The 17495-nt window shown below is 60.1% G+C and carries 16 protein-coding genes and 1 pseudogene; 11 read left to right on the forward strand and 6 right to left on the reverse strand.

The window, feature by feature from the left end; genetic code table 11:
• The first annotated feature begins 18 nt into the window (after positions 1-18).
• The 4 genes from AC57B1_RS31520 (at position 19) to AC57B1_RS31535 (ending at position 3893) form a co-directional block, all read left to right on the forward strand.
• Positions 19-795 (forward strand): IclR family transcriptional regulator, encoded by a 777-nt coding sequence (locus tag AC57B1_RS31520; RefSeq protein ID WP_408342065.1) that lies wholly within the window; start codon positions 19-21, stop codon positions 793-795.
• 288 nt (positions 796-1083) lie between these two features.
• The gene (locus AC57B1_RS31525) at positions 1084-2178 is read left to right on the forward strand and encodes a porin (RefSeq protein ID WP_496419666.1); all 1095 of its coding nucleotides are present in this window, start codon (positions 1084-1086) and stop codon (positions 2176-2178) included.
• Positions 2179-2257: 79 nt separating this feature from the next.
• Complete coding sequence (locus tag AC57B1_RS31530; protein WP_408483064.1) at positions 2258-3220, forward strand: AraC family transcriptional regulator; 963 nt, start codon at positions 2258-2260, stop codon at positions 3218-3220.
• Positions 3221-3416: 196 nt separating this feature from the next.
• A complete protein-coding gene (locus tag AC57B1_RS31535; RefSeq protein ID WP_408342071.1) occupies positions 3417-3893 on the forward strand; it encodes an Lrp/AsnC family transcriptional regulator in 477 nt (158 codons plus the stop codon).
• Between the two features lie 98 nt (positions 3894-3991).
• Here AC57B1_RS31535 and AC57B1_RS31540 read toward each other — a convergent pair whose 3' ends face one another.
• Complete coding sequence (locus AC57B1_RS31540) at positions 3992-5218, reverse strand: diaminopropionate ammonia-lyase (protein ID WP_496419667.1); 1227 nt, start codon at positions 5216-5218, stop codon at positions 3992-3994.
• Between the two features lie 715 nt (positions 5219-5933).
• On the opposite strand from AC57B1_RS31540, the gene AC57B1_RS31545 reads away from it, so the two are divergent.
• Positions 5934-7079, forward strand: coding sequence for a branched-chain amino acid ABC transporter substrate-binding protein (locus tag AC57B1_RS31545; RefSeq protein ID WP_496419668.1), 1146 nt, complete (start codon positions 5934-5936; stop codon positions 7077-7079).
• Positions 7080-7339: 260 nt separating this feature from the next.
• Here the strand turns inward: AC57B1_RS31545 and AC57B1_RS31550 are convergent, their stop codons facing one another.
• Positions 7340-7768, reverse strand: coding sequence for a (R)-mandelonitrile lyase (locus AC57B1_RS31550; RefSeq protein ID WP_091806555.1), 429 nt, complete (start codon positions 7766-7768; stop codon positions 7340-7342).
• A gap of 138 nt (positions 7769-7906) precedes the next feature.
• Between AC57B1_RS31550 and AC57B1_RS31555 the strand changes: the two genes are divergently transcribed.
• The 4 genes from AC57B1_RS31555 to AC57B1_RS31570 all read left to right on the forward strand — a co-directional run bounded on the left by AC57B1_RS31555 (position 7907) and on the right by AC57B1_RS31570 (position 11935).
• Entirely contained in the window at positions 7907-8797 is an 891-nt protein-coding gene (locus AC57B1_RS31555) for a LysR family transcriptional regulator (RefSeq protein WP_496419669.1), read from the forward strand.
• A 458-nt stretch (positions 8798-9255) separates the two neighbouring features.
• On the forward strand, positions 9256-9789 hold the full coding sequence (locus tag AC57B1_RS31560; protein WP_496419670.1) for a FecR family protein: 534 nt from the start codon (positions 9256-9258) through the stop codon (positions 9787-9789).
• A gap of 14 nt (positions 9790-9803) precedes the next feature.
• Positions 9804-10418: an OmpA family protein gene (locus AC57B1_RS31565; RefSeq protein ID WP_408342089.1), complete on the forward strand. Its 615-nt coding sequence runs from the start codon at positions 9804-9806 to the stop codon at positions 10416-10418.
• A gap of 38 nt (positions 10419-10456) precedes the next feature.
• Complete coding sequence (locus AC57B1_RS31570; protein WP_496419671.1) at positions 10457-11935, forward strand: CHASE2 domain-containing protein; 1479 nt, start codon at positions 10457-10459, stop codon at positions 11933-11935.
• Positions 11936-11983: 48 nt separating this feature from the next.
• Here AC57B1_RS31570 and AC57B1_RS31575 read toward each other — a convergent pair whose 3' ends face one another.
• From AC57B1_RS31575 to AC57B1_RS31585, 3 genes are read right to left on the reverse strand one after another with little or no spacing between them, the layout of a single operon-like run.
• Positions 11984-12985 carry an NAD(P)H-quinone oxidoreductase gene (locus AC57B1_RS31575; protein WP_496419672.1) on the reverse strand — a complete coding sequence of 334 codons (1002 nt, stop codon included), beginning with the start codon at positions 12983-12985 and terminating at the stop codon, positions 11984-11986.
• Entirely contained in the window at positions 12982-13362 is a 381-nt protein-coding gene (locus AC57B1_RS31580; RefSeq protein WP_496419673.1) for a carboxymuconolactone decarboxylase family protein, read from the reverse strand. Before AC57B1_RS31580 ends, AC57B1_RS31575 begins: the two co-directional genes overlap by 4 nt.
• Before the next feature lie 13 nt (positions 13363-13375).
• Positions 13376-14812: an NAD-dependent succinate-semialdehyde dehydrogenase gene (locus tag AC57B1_RS31585; protein ID WP_496419674.1), complete on the reverse strand. Its 1437-nt coding sequence runs from the start codon at positions 14810-14812 to the stop codon at positions 13376-13378.
• Positions 14813-15287: 475 nt separating this feature from the next.
• Here AC57B1_RS31585 and AC57B1_RS31590 point away from each other — a divergent pair, with 475 nt between their 5' ends.
• Positions 15288-16229, forward strand: a complete 942-nt coding sequence (locus AC57B1_RS31590) for a LysR family transcriptional regulator (RefSeq protein WP_496419675.1) — start codon at positions 15288-15290, stop codon at positions 16227-16229.
• Between the two features lie 184 nt (positions 16230-16413).
• Here AC57B1_RS31590 and AC57B1_RS31595 read toward each other — a convergent pair whose 3' ends face one another.
• Positions 16414-16806, reverse strand: a complete 393-nt coding sequence (locus tag AC57B1_RS31595; protein ID WP_496419676.1) for a type 2 periplasmic-binding domain-containing protein — start codon at positions 16804-16806, stop codon at positions 16414-16416.
• 310 nt (positions 16807-17116) lie between these two features.
• Between AC57B1_RS31595 and AC57B1_RS31600 the strand changes: the two are divergent.
• A pseudogene (locus AC57B1_RS31600) lies at positions 17117-17493 on the forward strand (ATP-binding cassette domain-containing protein); the annotation flags it as partial.
• Positions 17494-17495 lie beyond the last annotated feature (2 nt).

A 17495-nucleotide genomic window follows, 5' to 3' on the forward strand; every position in this document is an offset into this window, starting at 1 on the left:
ACCACTGAACATGCCTCGATGACAGAGACACCCGACACCCCAAAGCCCGCCGACAATTCCGCTTCGCCGGTGGAACGCGCGTTCCGTTTGCTGCGGTTCATCGCCGAAGGTGGCTCGACCGCTAATCTGAGCGACGTGGCGCGACAGATCAACGTGAACCGCGTGACGGTGATGCGCCTGCTCGAGTCGCTCAAGGCCGCAGAGCTGATCGAGGCGAACCCGCAGGGTGGATCACATCGTCTCGGCATGCCGTTTCTGACGCTCGCGGCGAGCGCGCTCGGCGGCTCTGACCTGACGGCGCGAGCGCGCCAGATACTGCCCGGACTGGTGGAGAAAACCGGCCTGTCAGCGTATCTCGCGGTGCTCGAAGGACCCCGGATCGTCTATCTGCTGTGCGAGACGCCGGACATGCCACTCGTGAGCCGGATTCGCGTGGGCAGCCGGATTCCCGCACATCGCGCGACGCCTGGGCTCGCGATGCTCGCTGGCCTCGCGCCGGCGGCGCTCGACGCGCTCTACGCGAGCTATCCCGAAGACGAGGACCGGCCCGACTGGGACACACTGGCCGACGCGCTCGACACCGTGCGCGCGAACGGCTGCGCCTGGAGTTTCTCCGGCCTCGAAGCGGGCATCGATTCGTGCGCGGCGGCGGTCAGGGACAGCCGGGGCATCGTGGTCGCGGCATTGAGCGTCGCGGGCCCAAACAGCGCTTTTTCCGCGGATGAGACGCTGCGCGCCACCGCCGAAGCCAGCGTGAAAGCCGCCGCAGACGCGCTCTCCCGTTCGAGTCTGTAGCCCTTGTTCCGTATGCGGATCAGGCTCCGCCATGGAGCCGTTGCTTAATTTCAAAACGAGACGATCGGATACTTTTTCGGGAGCCACGGTCCTTGGCGTGCTTTTTTGCGTCGCCAAGAATCCCCCATCTGCTCGCCGGTTCGTGTCGAACCGCCGGCGGCCGATGCGCGATGTGCGGCCATAAGAACACACAGCTGTTCGAGACGCGCATTTTCGGGGAGGCCGGTTGTCGTGACCGACTCCAAACCCACAATGATAAGCATTGCTGCATAAAAGGCTTGGTGAAAAATGAAGGTGACACGATCGGTTCTCTCCGCGACATGGCTCGCAGCAGTGACAGCATTCGCCAGCGGCGGCGCACAGGCGCAAAGCAGCGTGACGCTGTACGGCATTGTCGACACAGGCGTCCAGTACTACAACAAAGCAGCGAGCGGCGGTTCTGTCATCGGCATGCCTTCGCTGACGGGTGAAGTGCCGTCGCGCTTCGGACTGCGCGGCACCGAGGATCTCGGCGGGGGCTACAAGACGTTCTTCGTGCTCGAAAATGGCTTTGCGCTCAATAGCGGCGCGCTCAACTACGGCGGACGCCTGTTCGGGCGTCAGGCGAACGTCGGCGTCAGTTCTCCGTACGGCGCGTTGACGCTCGGCCGGCAGATGAACATGTCGATGTACGTGCTGTTGAACGCGGACGTGATCGGCCCGTCGATCCATTCCATGGCGAGCTTCGACAGCTATTTGCCGAACGCGCGCAGCGACAATGCAGCGGGTTACCTGGGCAAGTTCAACGGCTTTACCGTGGGTGGAACTTATAGCACCGGGCGTGACGCGGCGGGCCCCGCCGGTCCGTCCGCGACCAACTGCGCCGGCAATGTGGCGGGCGACCCGGTCGCATGCCGGCAATACACCATGATGCTCGCGTACGACGCGCCGCAATTCGGCGCTGCCGCTTCATATGACGTGATGCGCGGCGGCACGGGCGCGTCCGCGCCACTATCGAGCGCGGCGTACACCGATACGCGCACGATTGTGGATGCGTACGCGAAGTTCGGTTCCGCAAAAGTGGGCGGCGGCTGGATTCGCCGCAATACGTCGGCGGATGCGCACAGCCAGTCCGATATTTATTTTCTCGGCGCTTCGTACTATGCGACACCGGCGTTATCATTTGATGCCCAGGCGCTGCGTTATTTGCTGCGCGAGACATCGGACTCCACGTTATTCGTTGGGCGCGTGAATTACCTGCTGTCGAAGCGCACCACGGTGTACACGTCGGTCGGCTACGTGACGAATAGCTCGCGCGGCGCGGCTGCCGTCGCCGCGGGCGGGTCGGTCGGCGCGGGGCAAAACCAGCTCGGCGTGATGGCCGGCATCCAGCAGCGTTTCTGAGCGCGCGGCGCTTCGCGAGGACCTGACCGCTGGATCCACCGCGCAGTCGGCATCACGGTGCGATCCACGGAGTATCACTATGGCAACAGATCTGCTGAGCGACATTCTTGCTGACCTGCGTGCGGACGCGGTCGTCACCGGGCGGTTCACGTTGAGTGCGCCGTGGGCGATCCGCAAACCCGCCGTGTCTGGCGCCGCATTTCGCATGTGCACCGGCAGTCCGTTTTATCTGATGGTCGAAGGCGAGCCACCGGTATACGTGAAACCGGGGGATTTCGTGTTGCTGCCGCATGGCAACGAACACATCATGGCATCGGCGCCCGACGAACCTCCGGTCCCGTTCGATTCGCTGATGGCCGACAAGGGCATTTATCCACGCTTCGATACGCCGCTCGAATTCACCGCGGGCGGCGGCGGCGCGACCAGCGAGCTCTATACGGGCATCGTGGTCTATCGCGACATCATTCGCAGTCCGCTTTTCTCAGTGTTGCAGACGTTGATCCACGTGCGCGCGGACGATCCGGCCGTGGCGCCCTGGCTCGCCAGCACACTGCAAAGCTTCATTCAGGAATCGATGGCCTGCCAACCCGGCTGGGCGATCGCGGCCTCGAGGCTTTCGGACGTGCTGTTCGTTCAGTTGCTGCGCGCGCATCTGCAGTCGACCGCGAATCATTCCGGCTGGCTGCGCGGTCTAGCCGATCCTCAGATCGGACGCGCGGTGGCGCTGATTCATCGGGAGCCGTGTCGGGAATGGAGTGTCGCGGGGCTCGCGGCGGCGGCGGGCATGTCGCGCTCGCGCTTCAGCGCGCGTTTTATGGACGTGGTCGGCGACACGCCAATCGGCCATCTGACCGCCTATCGGATGTATCTCGCGAGCGGCGAATTGAAGCGAGGCAAACGCACGCTGATCGAGATCGCGGAAACGGTTGGCTATACCTCCGAGAAAGCGTTTGCGCGAGCATTTCATCGGTGGTCAGGGATGGCTCCGAGGCGTTACGCCCGCAGTGCGCACGCACTGAACGACATGGCCAGGCAAAGTTGAGTCTCTTGCGCGTGACATGCGCTGGGAAGCGACGAACTTGAAGCAATCGAGTCATCGATTACGAGCGTTTCGTCCATTTAGTGTGGCAAATACCCAGATACAATATGTTTCGCGTCGAGTTTGTATTTTTTGATTTTTTTGCCCAAGGGTGCAAATTTATTGCAAGAAAGGGCCGCCACGATGGATATCTCCAACAATGACCGCACATCTCGACGACTACGACCGGAAGCTGCTCACTGAGGTACAGAAGGATGCGCGGATTCCGCAGAATGAATTAGGTGCGCGCGTCAACCTGTCGACTGCGGCCGTCAACCGGCGTCTGAAGCGCTTGTGCGATGACAACGTGATAGAACGCTACGCCGCAGTCGTTGAACCGGCGGCCGTGGGCTATCCGTTGACGATTGTTGTGACGGTGGAGATCGAACGCGAGCAGATCGACCTGCTTGATTCAATGAAGCGAACGTTCGAGGCTTGTCCGCAAATCCAGCAGTGCTATTACATTGCCGGCGAATGGGATTTTGTGTTGGTACTTGTCGTGCGCAATATGGACCAGTACAACGATCTGACTCGACAACTGTTCTTCGGCAACAATAACGTAAAGCGCTTCAAGACGCTGGTGGTCATGGACCGCGTAAAGACCGGGCAGAATGTTCCGGTTCATGTCGAACCCTGAGATTCGCCTCCGGGCGAAGAGCAAAACTGTCTGCGGTTTTGCTGTCCATGTTGCCGGCACCGCCGCGCCCATAGATGGCGCGACGGCGCGAAAGTGAATCAGCCTCCACGTTTAAGCCAGGCGGCTTGCCTTGATAGAACCGACTCCGCCGTCTCGCCAACACACTCTTTGTAAACGGATGGCGCTGTGGCACCTTCGGTGCTGATGAGCAGCACGCGCGATTCGGCATTCAATCCGGCTTCGGCCTTCCAGGCGGGTTGTCGAAGCAGCGCAATAAGACCAGCGAGACCAGCGGCGCCTGACTCGCCGACGAGAAGCGGTGCGTCGCAAGCGTTGCCGGTTGCGGCCACGCGCATCGCCTCTGTAGCGGCGGTGTCGCTCACAGTCATAAAATAATCCGCGCCTGCTTGCAGGATCTTCCATGCGATTGGCGATGCTTCTCCACAGGCGAGGCCCGCCATTAAGGAGTCGACCGATCCTGTGGCCTTTGTCACTCGACCGGCCGCCGCGCTTTGATACAAGCAGTCCGCCTGGTTCGGTTCGACCACAATAAAACGCGGGCGGTTGAGTTGGTGGAACTCCCAAAGATAACCGACGATGCCTGCCGCGAGACCGCCCACTCCCCCTTGCACGAACACATGGGTAAATGCGCATTCGTCGACGGTGGAGTCTGATTGCTCGATCACTTCTGCTGCGATGGCACTATAGCCTTGCATCACGTCGCGCGGAATGTCCTCATATCCCTCATAAGACGTATCCGACACCACGTTCCACCCGTTCTTCGTTGCCAGCCGGGCGGCCTCCTCGACTGACTCGTCGTAATTGCCGGAGGTACGAACGATCCGCGCGCCGAAACGGGCGATAGCCCGTTCGCGCTCCTCGTTCACGTTCGCGTGGATCACGATCACGCATTCACACCCAACGGCTTGTGCTGCTGCGGCCAGCGCCTTGCCGTGGTTGCCGTCAGTGGCGCTGATCACGGTGAAGTGTCCAAGCAGATCGCGGTGACGCCCTTCGAACAGATCCTTTGCGGTCAACCGGTGTTCGGGCCAACGACGCATGATCAACCGCACCAGCGCAATGGGAGCGCCAAGCGCCTTGAAGCTACCGAGAGGCGAGCGGGTGGATTCATCCTTGAGGCTGATCTGTGCGACGCCAAGCTGTTGGGCGAGCCCTGGCAGATTCCATAATCGCGTCCCGGCCATGTTGATGCTCTGCCAGTGCGAAAGCCACTCACGACTTTGCGCCGCCGACGCTATGTTCAATATGGCCTTCAGACCATCGGGATATGGCAAGTGCAGAACATTCTCGTTTGATATGAACATTTAATGGCGATCCAGACAATAGTTGAGGCGGAGCAACTGATAAACCATTTATTTGCATTCAGGCGATAGGCGTCTGAACGTGGTGCGTAAATGGTAGTACGGGCAACCTTATCTTTTTGCGCGAAATGCCTGAACCTTTTGCAACGCCGTTGCAGATCATGAGCAGAATACGGGAATTCTTGCCGTTGACGCGAAGAGCCTCTTATGGCGCCAGGGGCGAATCCGATCCGGATGCACGGTGAGCCAAGTGAGCATCTGACGCTGCGCAGTCGTGCTCGCGGTGGGTGCTCGAGGTCGAGGTTGTCAGCGTGACCTTGATTGCGGAATTGGCGAGGCTGCGAGCCGAATGAAAATTGTTGCGGAACGAGGCGCTATTTCGATAAAAATGCGCGAAACAAAGGTCGTTGCGCGTTTTGGATATCAATGCGCGTCGATATACTTTTTCTACGCCTTGCAACTCGACGAAGCCTTGGGGCGAATCAGTTCGATGCCGCGATTGAGCAATGAATCAGACACGCGATCTTCTACCCATTTCAGGGTGAGGCATCTGCTCATAATGCAAACTAAAACATAAGGAATGCAAATAGAGAGAGTGGATTGCGGCGGTATAAACACGAACATGTCGCTGGTCTTCTGGCGCGAAGGTATAAGCAGGCGCGCTGCCCGGTGACGTTACTAAATGAAGAAGTTCGATGAACCAGTACGGGAGATTGATATGGACGCAGTGCTTCGCAAGTTGAGCCCCATGAGTGCCGCAACCCTTCTGTTTGCCACGATGGCGTCGACGGCGTCGGCCGATCAGGTTGTCAAGATAGGTCACTTCGCGCCGTTGACCGGCATGAGCGCTCACGTGGGAAAGGACGACGAGAACGGCGCTCGCCTTGCGATCGAAGAGATCAACGCAAAACATCTGGTCATTGACGGTCAGAAAGTCACGTTGGAGTTGGATGGGCAGGACGACGCGGCCGACCCAAAGACGGGGACAGTGGTTGCGCAGAAAATGGTTGATGACGGCGTGGTCGCTGTGGTCGGCAGCGATATGTCGAGTACGTCCATTCCCGCCGCCAAGATCTTCAGCGACGCAGGCATCGTGCAGATTTCGCCGGGCGCGACCAATCCGGACTACACGCTGCTCGGCTACAAGACCGCATTCCGTGTGGTCGGAACCGATGCACAGCAAGGACCGGCGCTAGCGAACTATGCCGTCAAGGTGCTGAAAGCGCGGACCGTAGCAATCGTGGATGATTCGACTTCCTATGGTCAGGGTCTCGCCAGTCAGTTCGAGAAGGGTGCGAAAGCACAAGGCGCGACGGTGCTTTCGCACGAGGCAACGAGTGACAAAGCAGTCGATTTTCGTTCCATCCTTACCCGAATCAAAGGCGAGCATCCTGATGTGATCATGTACGGTGGCGAGGATGCAACCGGTGGCCCGTTTGCGAAACAAGCCGCGCAACTCGGCATTCGCGCGCGGATTCTAGCCGGGGATGGCGTCTGCACGGAGTCGCTGGCGCAATTGGCCGGCACGGCAACCGATAACGTTGTCTGCTCCGAAGCAGGAATGGCACTCTCGAAGATGCCGGGTGGCGCAGCGTTTGTCGAAAAGTATAAGACGCGTTTCGCGCAGCCCATTCAGATCTACGCGCCCTACGCTTACGACTCCGTGTACATCATCGTGGACGCAATGAAGCGGGCAAACTCGACCAGCCCTGCGAAGATTTTGGCGGCAATGCCGTCGACCCACTACAAGGGCGTCATTGGCGAAACGGCTTTCGATTCAAAGGGTGACTTGCAACATGGCGTGATCTCGTTGTTCTACTACAAGAAGGGCGAGAAGACACTGATCGACGTTATGCAAATGTAGATCCAGAAGCGTTGGCAGGAGACCACGAAGGTTTCATTTTTCACTCATGCGAGAGCGGGCACCCGGGTATCTCCGAGAATTGCCCGCACTTGCTTTGTGTGAGGTCGGGTTCACACCCAGAGGCGGCAGTTCTCGAAATGTCGAGTTTGGTATTGCATCTGTCGACTGCTCAACCGGGAAGGGGACTTGCAGCTGCGTGCAGCGCGTCCCATGAAGCTCATTCCGCTTTCCCCACAACGATAAAAACGAACAACACCAAGTTACTCAGTAACGAGCGGGCCAGCGTGATACTGCTCATCAGTCACCGGCTCCATCCACTCGACGTTTTTGCCATCGAGCATTTCGGTGACCGCAAGATGCGACATTGCCGTTGTCGCAGCAGCGCCATGCCAGTGCCGCTTGCCGCACGAACACGAGACGACGTCTCCAGCGCGAATTTCAGTTCGCGAGCCGCCTTCGCATTGCGTCCAACCTACGCCTGAAAGCACGACCAGCGTCTGCCCGAGCGGGTGCGTATGCCAGAAGGTGCGTGCGCCCGGCTCGAATGTGACGATGGCGCCGCCAAGGCGCGCCGGGGCCTCGGCCTGGAAGAGGCTGTCGATACGAACGGCGCCGGTAAACCAGCTTTCAGGGCCTTTGATGGACGGCTTGGTGCCGTTACGGACGATGGTCTGAGCTTCTTGCGTCATGGTTCTGATCCTTTGACGTTTTGGGGGCGTGACCGCGATGCACGCGCGGCCAGGGAGCGCGATGACAGATAATTTAGTTCTTCAGCCGGCTCCCGACTAGGTGGCAAAATGGGCATACACTCATGCACAGGTGCATAAATGCCTACTCCGGACCTGAATGATCTGGTCGCGCTTCTAACCGTGGCACGCGAGCGGAGTTTTACTCGCGCTGCCGCGCAACTAGGTGTATCGCAGTCATCTCTGAGCAGAACGGTGACTTCGCTTGAAACGAAGCTTGGAATGCTCCTGCTCAATCGCACGACTCGCAGTGTTTCCACGACAGAAGCCGGTCAACGCCTTCTCGACTCCGTTGCTCCGAAACTTGAAGAGATCGAAGCGGAGTTGCAGGCGGTTGCTGAACTTCGAGAACGACCGGTAGGGACGGTGCGGATCTCCGCGACAGACTACGCCGCGAACCAGTACATCTGGCCCAAGCTGCAAGGGTTGTTGCGCGAACATCGAGAGCTGCACATTGAACTGATCAACGACTACGGCCTGTCGGACATTGTCGCGGAGCGTTTTGACATAGGGGTGCGTTTGGGGGATCAGGTGGAGAAGGACATGATCGCTGTACGGATTGCGCCGGATGAAACGCTAGCGATCGTCGCGGCACCGGAATACCTTCGCGAAACGCCACCGCCGAGCGCACCGCACGAACTCACGACCCACAATTGCATCAATTTGAGGTTGCCCACGCAGGGCACGCTCATGCCGTGGGAGCTCAGAAAAGGCAGACGCCGGCTGGAGGTGAAAGTGAGCGGCCAGCTCGTTTTCAATAACTCGTACCAGATGCTGGACGCGGCTTTGAAAGGATTCGGGGTCGCTTACCTTCCAAAGGCGCTCGCGGAACCGAGTGTCCAGGCGGGACGACTTTGCTGGATTCTTGAAGACTGGTTTCCTACGTTGACTGGGCATCACGCGTACTATGCGACGCGGCGCCAGTCATCGCTTGCGGTTCGCCTGGTTATCGCGGCTTTGCGCGGCGGTTAGCAGATCGAAGCCTAACTGTATGAGGTGTCGTCATGTCCTGCCTTTGATGGTTTCCTCGTGAGACCGGAAGCAGGTCAGCCACCGACCAGCGACACGCGTACTGTCCGGATCGCTCTTTCCCGATCCTGTTCCACGCCGGTCGGCGTGCAATTCCGAGTAACGGTCGTCGCGAGCCTGCCAGTGCGAATGGAACTCGTCAATCAGGCGTGCTGTAGGCACTGCATCGCCTAGCCACGGTTTAGATCGGCGCCCTGCGTGGAAAAATCGATAACGAATTGATCGCTCCGGTTGGAGTCGGCTGCCAAAGAGGTGTCTGTTGCGATATGCGCGGAACCGCACAGAGCCATTTGGATCAGGGCCATATTCTGTTCGGTGCAGCGGACACGCCTCCACCTGAGCTCCAGGAGCAGTATTTCTACAGGTCCTTCAAAAGCCCCCGCGCTACGAAAAGTTGGGGAATGGACGCTCACAACGCCGGGTCGACATTGGGGGCCGTGCTGCCCCGCGGAAAGCAGCTTTACGCAAATCAGGTGCCGCCGATGCGTCTTCGAGCCATCAAATATGCCTTGATTCTTGCCTGCGGGTGCGTGGCGGTCGCCGATGCGCTGGCCGCCGACGCTGCCGGCGTCGTCAAGACGGTTAAGGGCACGGTGAAGATCGAGCGGGCGGAAGGAAGTTCGGGTGCGGCCATCGGCAGCGAGGTTTACGGCAACGATCGCATCGTGACAGGCCCGGAATCCTCGGTCGGTATCACGCTGCGGGACACCACCCAACTCTCGGCCGGCGCCAATACTATCCTCGAACTCAACAAATTCGCGTTCAATACCACGACCCACGAAGGCGCGCTCGACGCCTCAATCAAACGCGGCTCCCTGGCTGTGATTTCCGGGAAGTTGGCGAAGGCGAATCCGGATGCGGTCCGCTTCAGCACGCCGACTACCACGCTGGGCGTGCGCGGCACCGAATTCATCATCGAAGTCGGCGATAAATAAAAGGGAGGGGCACGTTGAAGGCTGCAATTCGACCGCACGGGCTGGCCTTTGCCGCGGCATGCGTCATGCTGCTTTTTCTCGCTGCGTGCAGCACGCCGGACAAAATTATTCTATTGCCGGATCCTGATGGCAAAGTCGGAGCGGTCATCGTTCACAGCGCCTCGGGAGAGCAGAAAATAGACAAGGCCTACGCCGGCGTCGACGTCACCAAGGGCGGAGCCATAGAAAAAACGATGGATAGCCAATCCATCGTGGAGACACGATATGGCGAGCTGCTTGCGGCCCGGCCGCCTCGCCCCATGACATTTACGATCTTCTTTCTGTTTGATTCCGCCACCGAATTGGCCCCTGAGTCGGCGGCCACAGTCAAACAGCTAAAAGCTGTCCTGGCGACCTGGCCCGCGCCGCAGCTGGTGGTGGTCGGTCATACCGACCTGGCGGGCTCTCAGGAATTCAATGACCAACTCTCCATGCAGCGGGCGAAGACGGTTGCAGCATTCCTGATCAAGCAAGGCGTTCCCACCCAAAAAATAGAGACCGCTGCCCGCGGCAAGCGAGAGCCGCTGGTGCCCACCGCAGATGGCGTTCCCAATCGCATGAACCGGCGCGCAGTCATTACACTCCAATGATCCGCGCCATTCATCGGCGCTGAATGGCGTTCCCGTCGATGAAACGCTTTTTCGACCTATGGCATGCCCGTATCAGACATCTGCTGAAGGCGGCTCAGGGTCGTCCGGTGGCACTGGCGGTGCTGTTTGGCCTCAGCCTGCTCAACCTGTGCAGCGAATGGCCGAGCGACATAGCGCGTCCCGCCTTCGTGGATACGCTCGACGAGGCGCTTCCCGACTCTTTTAAAACAGCCCGGCAAATTCTATTCGATCAGTATCAGCGCCACTTCCCACGCATTCCGACTGCTCAGCCTGTGACCATTGTCGAGATCGACGAGGAGACGCTCGCAACCGTCGGTCAATGGCCCTGGCCGCGAAATCGACTTGCGAGTCTTATCGATGCCATTGCGGCACTGAAACCGCTGGCTATCGGTCTCGACATTTACATGCCGGAGCCGGATCAAACCTCACCCGACAAGGTCGCCGGCAATCTGCCGAAAACGGCGGAAACGCTCGCCGCCGGCTTACGGGCTCTACCCAGTCACGAAGCCATTCTCGCCAGATCGTTGCGCGCGGCGCCGACTATCCTGGGTGCCGCAGCGCTCGATCATTCCGCCTTCGCCACCAGCACTGATATGCGAAGCGCTCCGATCCTCGTGCACGGCACCGACCCACTGGACTACGTGAGACGGTTCGACTATGTGCTCGCCAGCCTGCCGGAGCTGCAGGCGGCGGCGCACGGGCAGGCGATGCTGAGCGTGGCGGTCGAACAAGGCGTCGTCCGGCACATTCCTCTCATCATGGGATTGAGGGAGAAGCTGGTCCCCGGTCTGCCAATTGAAATGCTCCGCCTCGCCACGGGTTCAGCTGCGATCGACGTTTTTGCCGACACATCGGGCGTGCAAGCGGTGGGTGTTGCTGATGCGCTGGTGCCCACACAGCCCGGCGGGGACATCTGGTTGCATTTCGCGTCCATTCGATCGACGCTGAGCCGCTACGTATCGGCACGCGACCTCCTGCAGGGAACAGTCGATCCGGAACGGATCCGGGACAAATTGGTGCTGGTCGGACTGACCGGTGCCGGCGTGACTGACATGCGCACGACCGCGTTGGGCGAGTTGGTGCCGGGTATCGAGATTCAGGCGCAGGTCATCGAGACGATTTTCGAGGGACGTTTTCTGCGCCGCCCCACGTGGTTGAAATGGGCTGAATGCGCGTTGATCATGACGTTCGGTATGCTGATCATCTGGTATGTGCCTCGCCCCCATTCTCGGTTCGCGTTATTCATCAGAACCCTCCCCAAGGGTGTCACCGCTCTGGGTATATGCCTGCATCTGCTGAATCTTCTGTGCTGCTTCTTTATTTTCGTGCGCTTCGGACTGTTGGTCGATGCGGCCGCGATTTTTATTATTCTGTCCGCGGTCATGGGCTGCTTCCTTTCACCGGCGTTACTCGGCCTCGACGAACCAATCAGAACGGAAGCCGTGGACGCGCCGGCGCGGGAGCAAGACAACGGCCGCGCCGGCAAGACGCCATAAACCTGAGGTGGCGGTTGTGCGTATCGAATCGACAACGGTCGATGCACATCACACCAGGTTATCTGCCGCCATGGTCAGGATGATCTTTCCAACATTGGCGGCTGATTCCATGCGCCGATGTGCATCAGCGGCCCGAGCGAGCGCAAATGTGCTGTCCACGACCGGCTCCAGGCGGGCACCGCCGTCGAAGCGCTCGAGCCAATGCTCGCGAAAACGCCGCACCATCGCGTGTTTCTCCTCTTGCGGGCGGGACTTCATCACCGTTCCCTTGATCTGCAGATGACGGTAAAGGATCTGCTCCAGTTCGACGGCCACCTGAGCGCCACCGCCAAGAATGCCGACCTGGATCAGCCGTCCGCCGTTGGCGAGCGTTGCCAGGTTGCGCGCGAAATACGGGGCGCCCACGAAGTCGATCACGACGTCAACACCTCGGCCGTTCGTCGTATTCTTGATGACTTCAGCGAAATCTTCAGTGCGATAGTCGATGACCACGTCGGCCCCAAGCTGCACCACGCGCTCAAGCTTGCTACCTTCGGCTGTAGCGAAGACTCGTGCACCGGTCGCATACGCCAGTTGGACCGCGGCCGAGCCCACACCCCCTGCCGCCGCGTGAATCAGAACGGAGTCGCCGCGCTGTAAGCCCCCAAGATGCAACATCGCTTCGTGAGCGGTGACGAACACTTCAGGAATCGCCGCGGCGTGCACGTAGTCGAGCACGGCGGGAATCGGCATTGCCATGCGCCAGTCGATGCGTGCAACCTCTGCGTACGCGCCCCCGCCTACTACGCCCATCACGCGATCGCCCACTTTGTAACCCTGCACCTCGTTGCCGACCTCGATCACTTCCCCCGCTATTTCAAGGCCCATGATGGTCGAGTCGCCGAAGTTGGGACGGCCATAGCCGCCCCGGCGATGTGTCAGATCGGCTCGGTTCACGCCGGCGGCATGCACGCGCACCAGCAGATCGTCGGGACGTACCTCCGGTACCGGCACGTCGGCAAGTTTCAGCACGTCGGCATCGCCGAATTCTTCGAATGTGATGGCTTTCATGATTGCGCTTCCTTGGTTGTTTGGCTCGGGTTCAAAGCACGCTCGTGTGGCGTGGCAAGCGTGGCAAGCGTGACCTGCGCAACGGCAGAGGCCGAGATCGCGGCCGGAAAACCTGCGTAAAACGCGAGGTGGGTGATCGCGGCGGACAGTTCTTCGGATGTCACGCCGTTATTCACGGCGCGGCGCAAATGCGCGGGGAGTTCGTCGAGATGGCCGCCCGCGATCAGCGCGGCGACCGTCACGAGACTACGGTCGCGCGGCGAAAGCGCGGGATCGTTCCAGATTTGCGGATAGAGCGTGGCGTCGACGAACTCTGCGAGTTTCGGCGTGAAGGCGCGCGCTGCTTCGCGTGGGCTGCTGAAATCTGCGTGTGACATGACGATTCTCCTTTCAAGCCTGGCTGATGAACTTGTGCGTGAGGTAGTACTCGATACCCTCGACACCGCCTTCCGAACCGTGACCGCTTTCCTTCATGCCGCCAAACGGCAGTTCGGTCGCGACAATGCGGTATTGGTTAATGCCGATCATGCCGGCCTCAAGGCCATCGCCTACGTCGATCGCGGTGCGTGCGTTCTGCGTGAATGCATAGGCGGAAAGGCCGTACGGCAGACGGTTCGCTTCGGCAAGACCGTCGGCGAGTGATTCGAAGCGCATCAGCACGGCGATCGGGCCGAACGGCTCTTCGTGCATGACGCGTGCGTCCATCGGCACGTCGGCGAGCACGGTCGGCTCGAAAAAGTAGCCGTCGCCTTCAATCCGTTTGCCGCCTGCGAGCACTTTTGCGCCGCGCGCCACCGCGTCCGCCACCAGTTCTTCCATCTTGGCAAGCTGGCGCGGATTGGCGAGCGGTCCGACCTGGGTGTCGGGGTCCATGCCGTCGCCCACGTTGAGTGCCTTTGTTGCCCGCACAAAATGTTCGACGAACTCCTCGTAGACGCCGCGCTGGATCAGGAATCTCGTCGACGAGATGCAGACCTGGCCGGTGCCGCGAAAGCGGTTGGCCGCACCGTCGACGGCGGCCTTCTCCACGTCGGCGTCGTCGAATACCAGTACCGGGCCGTGGCCGCCGAGCTCGAGTGTGATGGGCTTGACACCTTCCGCCGCGCGCGCCGAGAGCAGACGGCCGATGGGCACCGAACCCGTGAAGGTGACTTTGCGGATCACCGGTGATGCGATCAACTGCTTCGAGACCTCATCGGGCACGCCGAACACCACTTGCAGAACGCCTTTGGGCAGGCCTGCATCGTCGAGCGCGCGGGCCAGCGCGAGGGCTGTAGCGGGGCTTTCCTCGCCAGGCTTGATGATCACGCTGCAGCCTGCTGCCAGCGCCGCCGAGAGCTTGCGAGCGGGCGTGATGGCCGGGAAATTCCAAGGTGTGAAAGCGGCCACCGGACCGATTGCCTGCTTTTTCACAAGTTGCTGCACGCCAGGGCGGTTCGACGGCACGACGCGGCCGTCGATGCGGCGCGCCTCTTCCGCGAACCATTCGAAGTACTCCGCGGCACGCAGTACTTCATCGCGGCTCTCGGCAAGCGGCTTACCTTCTTCGAGTGTCATCAGTTCTGCGATTCGCGGCGCGCGTTCGCGCATCAGCTCGGCGGCGCGCCTGAGAATGCGCGCGCGTTCGGCGGGTACCGTCTTGCGCCAGACCTCGAATGCGCGGCGTGTGACAGCGAGCGCGTGGTCGAGATCGGCGCTAGTGGCGAGCGGCACGCGACCCAGTTCGCGTTTCGTGGCAGGGTTGACGACCGGTGCGGTTTCGCGTTCTTGTGCAGCAATCCATTTGCCGTCGATAAACAGGTATAGCGGTTCGTAGCTTGCGTTCATGATGTTACCTCCGTCAATAATTAAAAATTAGGCATCCGTATCAAGAGAGCGGTATGTTCGCGCAATCGGAGCACGTCTGATCAGGTTGCTCGGATAGGCACCGCGAGCGTGGCGGCGAGCATGAGCATGGAAAGCGTGCGTTTCATCTTTCGGTTCCTGGAAGGAAAGCGGTGCTCGATTCGGTGTGAAGTGCAGCGAGTGCCTGACTACGGAACGAAGTCTAGGCCTGAAGACGATCGGCTTTTAGGGGAGCAGGAAAGAATCAGTCTTGTTGCTGGAGGGAAAATCGCGCCGTTTTTTTTGGAACGCCCGTGCTATTTTTGAGCGTGCTACCTGGGGGAATAGAACTGCCTGACCCCGTCTCTGCTCTCGGCGAAACCCACGCGTATCATGCTGGGTGTGCTTATGGCGTGGCTTTGAACCTGTCGCACGCGATTGAGGAAAGAATAATGAAATCTCAACGAGAAGAATCGGAATGGATAAGGTCTACAACATGTCGGTATTCGTGAAGGTCGTGGAGATGAGCAGTTTCACTGCCGTCGCCAACCATCTCGATACCACGGTCGGTAATGTTTCGCGAGCCGTTTCAGTGCTCGAGGAAGGGCTCAACACGCGACTGTTGCAAAGGTCAACGCGACGCCTCGTCGTCACCGACGCGGGCCGCCGCTTTTACGAGCGCTGCGTGTCGATCCTGGCCGACATCGAGCATGCCGAAGCCGAGGCGAGCAGCGCGTTGCTCGAGCCGCGTGGGACGTTGCGCGTCCACGCCGTGCCGGGGCTGGGGCGTGAGCTTGTAACGCGTGCGGTGCTTTCTTACCGCGAAGCGTATCCGGAGGTTTCGGTCGACTTGCTGCTCTCGCAACGCATGCCCAACCTCCTCGAGGAACAACTCGATCTGGCTGTCGTGATCGCCCGCGCGTTGCCCGATTCTGCCTATGTCAGCCAGAAGATCGGGAGCAGCCATTGTGTGCTGGCTGCTTCCCCTGCGTACCTGGCGCGGCATCCCGCGCCCGGGAAGCCGGAAGATCTGGCCGATCATGCGCACGTCCTGCTGAGCACCGTGGACTACACACCCGACGAATGGCATCTTCAGAGTTCCTCCGACACGGCCGTTTTCCGGCCCTCCGGCCCGCACTTCAGCGTAAACGACATGGAGGCCATGGCCGTTGCGTTGCGCGACGGCGCTGGAATAGGGTTGCTTGCGGCATTCTCCGCGATCGACGACCTGCGTAAGGGAACGCTCGTACGTGTGCTGCCGCAATTTCACACCTACGAGCGGAATGTGTACGCGGTCTATCCGTCACGGCAGTTCGTAGACGCGAAAATCAAGCGCTTTGTTGATGCGCTAAAAGCTCAGGTCGGCGAGCAGCTGCAAACTTACGCAAATGAGCTTGCGATCGAATGTGCGCCATCTTAGACGGAACGGTGTGTTCCGATGTCAGCTTGTCGCGGCGAAAAGAGGAGGGCCGTTGTGCCTCTGGTCGAACTGGACGCGGCCGTCGTCGCCGCGCAGCCATCCGACAATCAGGTCAGGAATCTGCACACGCTGATCAACGATTCCGTGCGGTAGATTCGCAAGCACGTCAATGCGTCACCCCGCGTCAAGCCGCTTCTCCAGCCAGCGCGTGAATTGCGAAATCCGACGAAGCCGGTTCGAGCGCCGGTTGAATGGTCCGGTAATCGCGCCATTCCGGGTCGCGCTGTTGTAACGGATAAAGCGGCGGTGCAGCGTCATGTACAGCCGCGACACAACTCCCGCCGCGCAATGCGGGCAGCGATTGCGACGCGCCGGGAAACGCGCGTGGAAGCGCGCCGTACCTCTCCACGACCGGCCGGATATAGCTGCTGCCCTGAGGGATGCACACCGGCTTGCCGCGCAGATCTTCCCATTTCGTGATGCCGCTCGATTTCGGGATGATCGCCGTACCGCCCACACGATAGTACGGTGTCGGCACGTGATCGAGAATCTCCCCACACTGCCGGTTGTATTCCATATTGGCGATCAGGATGTCGACCTTGCATTGCTGCAGGAACTGTACACGAGTAGAGGGCTGTACCGAAACGAATTAGACCTTGGCACCGGGCCGCTTTGCGATGTCGTTCGCAAGGTCCACGTTGATGCCGCGCGGCTGCGAGTCTTTCTCTCACATAGCAGATCGATAGATAAGGTTTCGCGCATTCATTGGTTAGCGAATGTCTTTTGCGTTCCTAAAATAATTTGCGGCTGATTCGGCGGCCGGTTGATCGGCCGTCCACTCGAATACCGGCAGGACCGCCCCGCACTCACGACAGGACACTCAACGAATGACGAAACTGGCTCTCTCCGAGCGCGCGGCGCGCATCGGTATCGCGCCCGACGCAGCGGCCAGGGCGCGCGCGCAGGCGCCGGCCGTGCGCGCCGATAGCGATACCCTGCAAGTCGCGCGACAGCGCGGTAACGGGGCATTGCTGTCACTGCGCAACGTGCCGCGAACCAGCGAGATTCACGTCGACGGCATCGACGTGCGCGCGAAGAGAACCGACGCCCATGTGCTGCTCGCCAAAGTGTGTCTCGCGGACAAAGCCCGATGTATCCGGGCGCATTGTCGGGCGGTCAGCAGCAACGCGTAGCAATAGCACGCTCGCTGGCGATGCAGCCCGACCGGATCCTGTTCGACGAAGTGATGTCGGCGCTCGATCCGGT

This window comes from Paraburkholderia sp. BGA-UO-ETr-F21 (genome assembly GCF_059567925.1).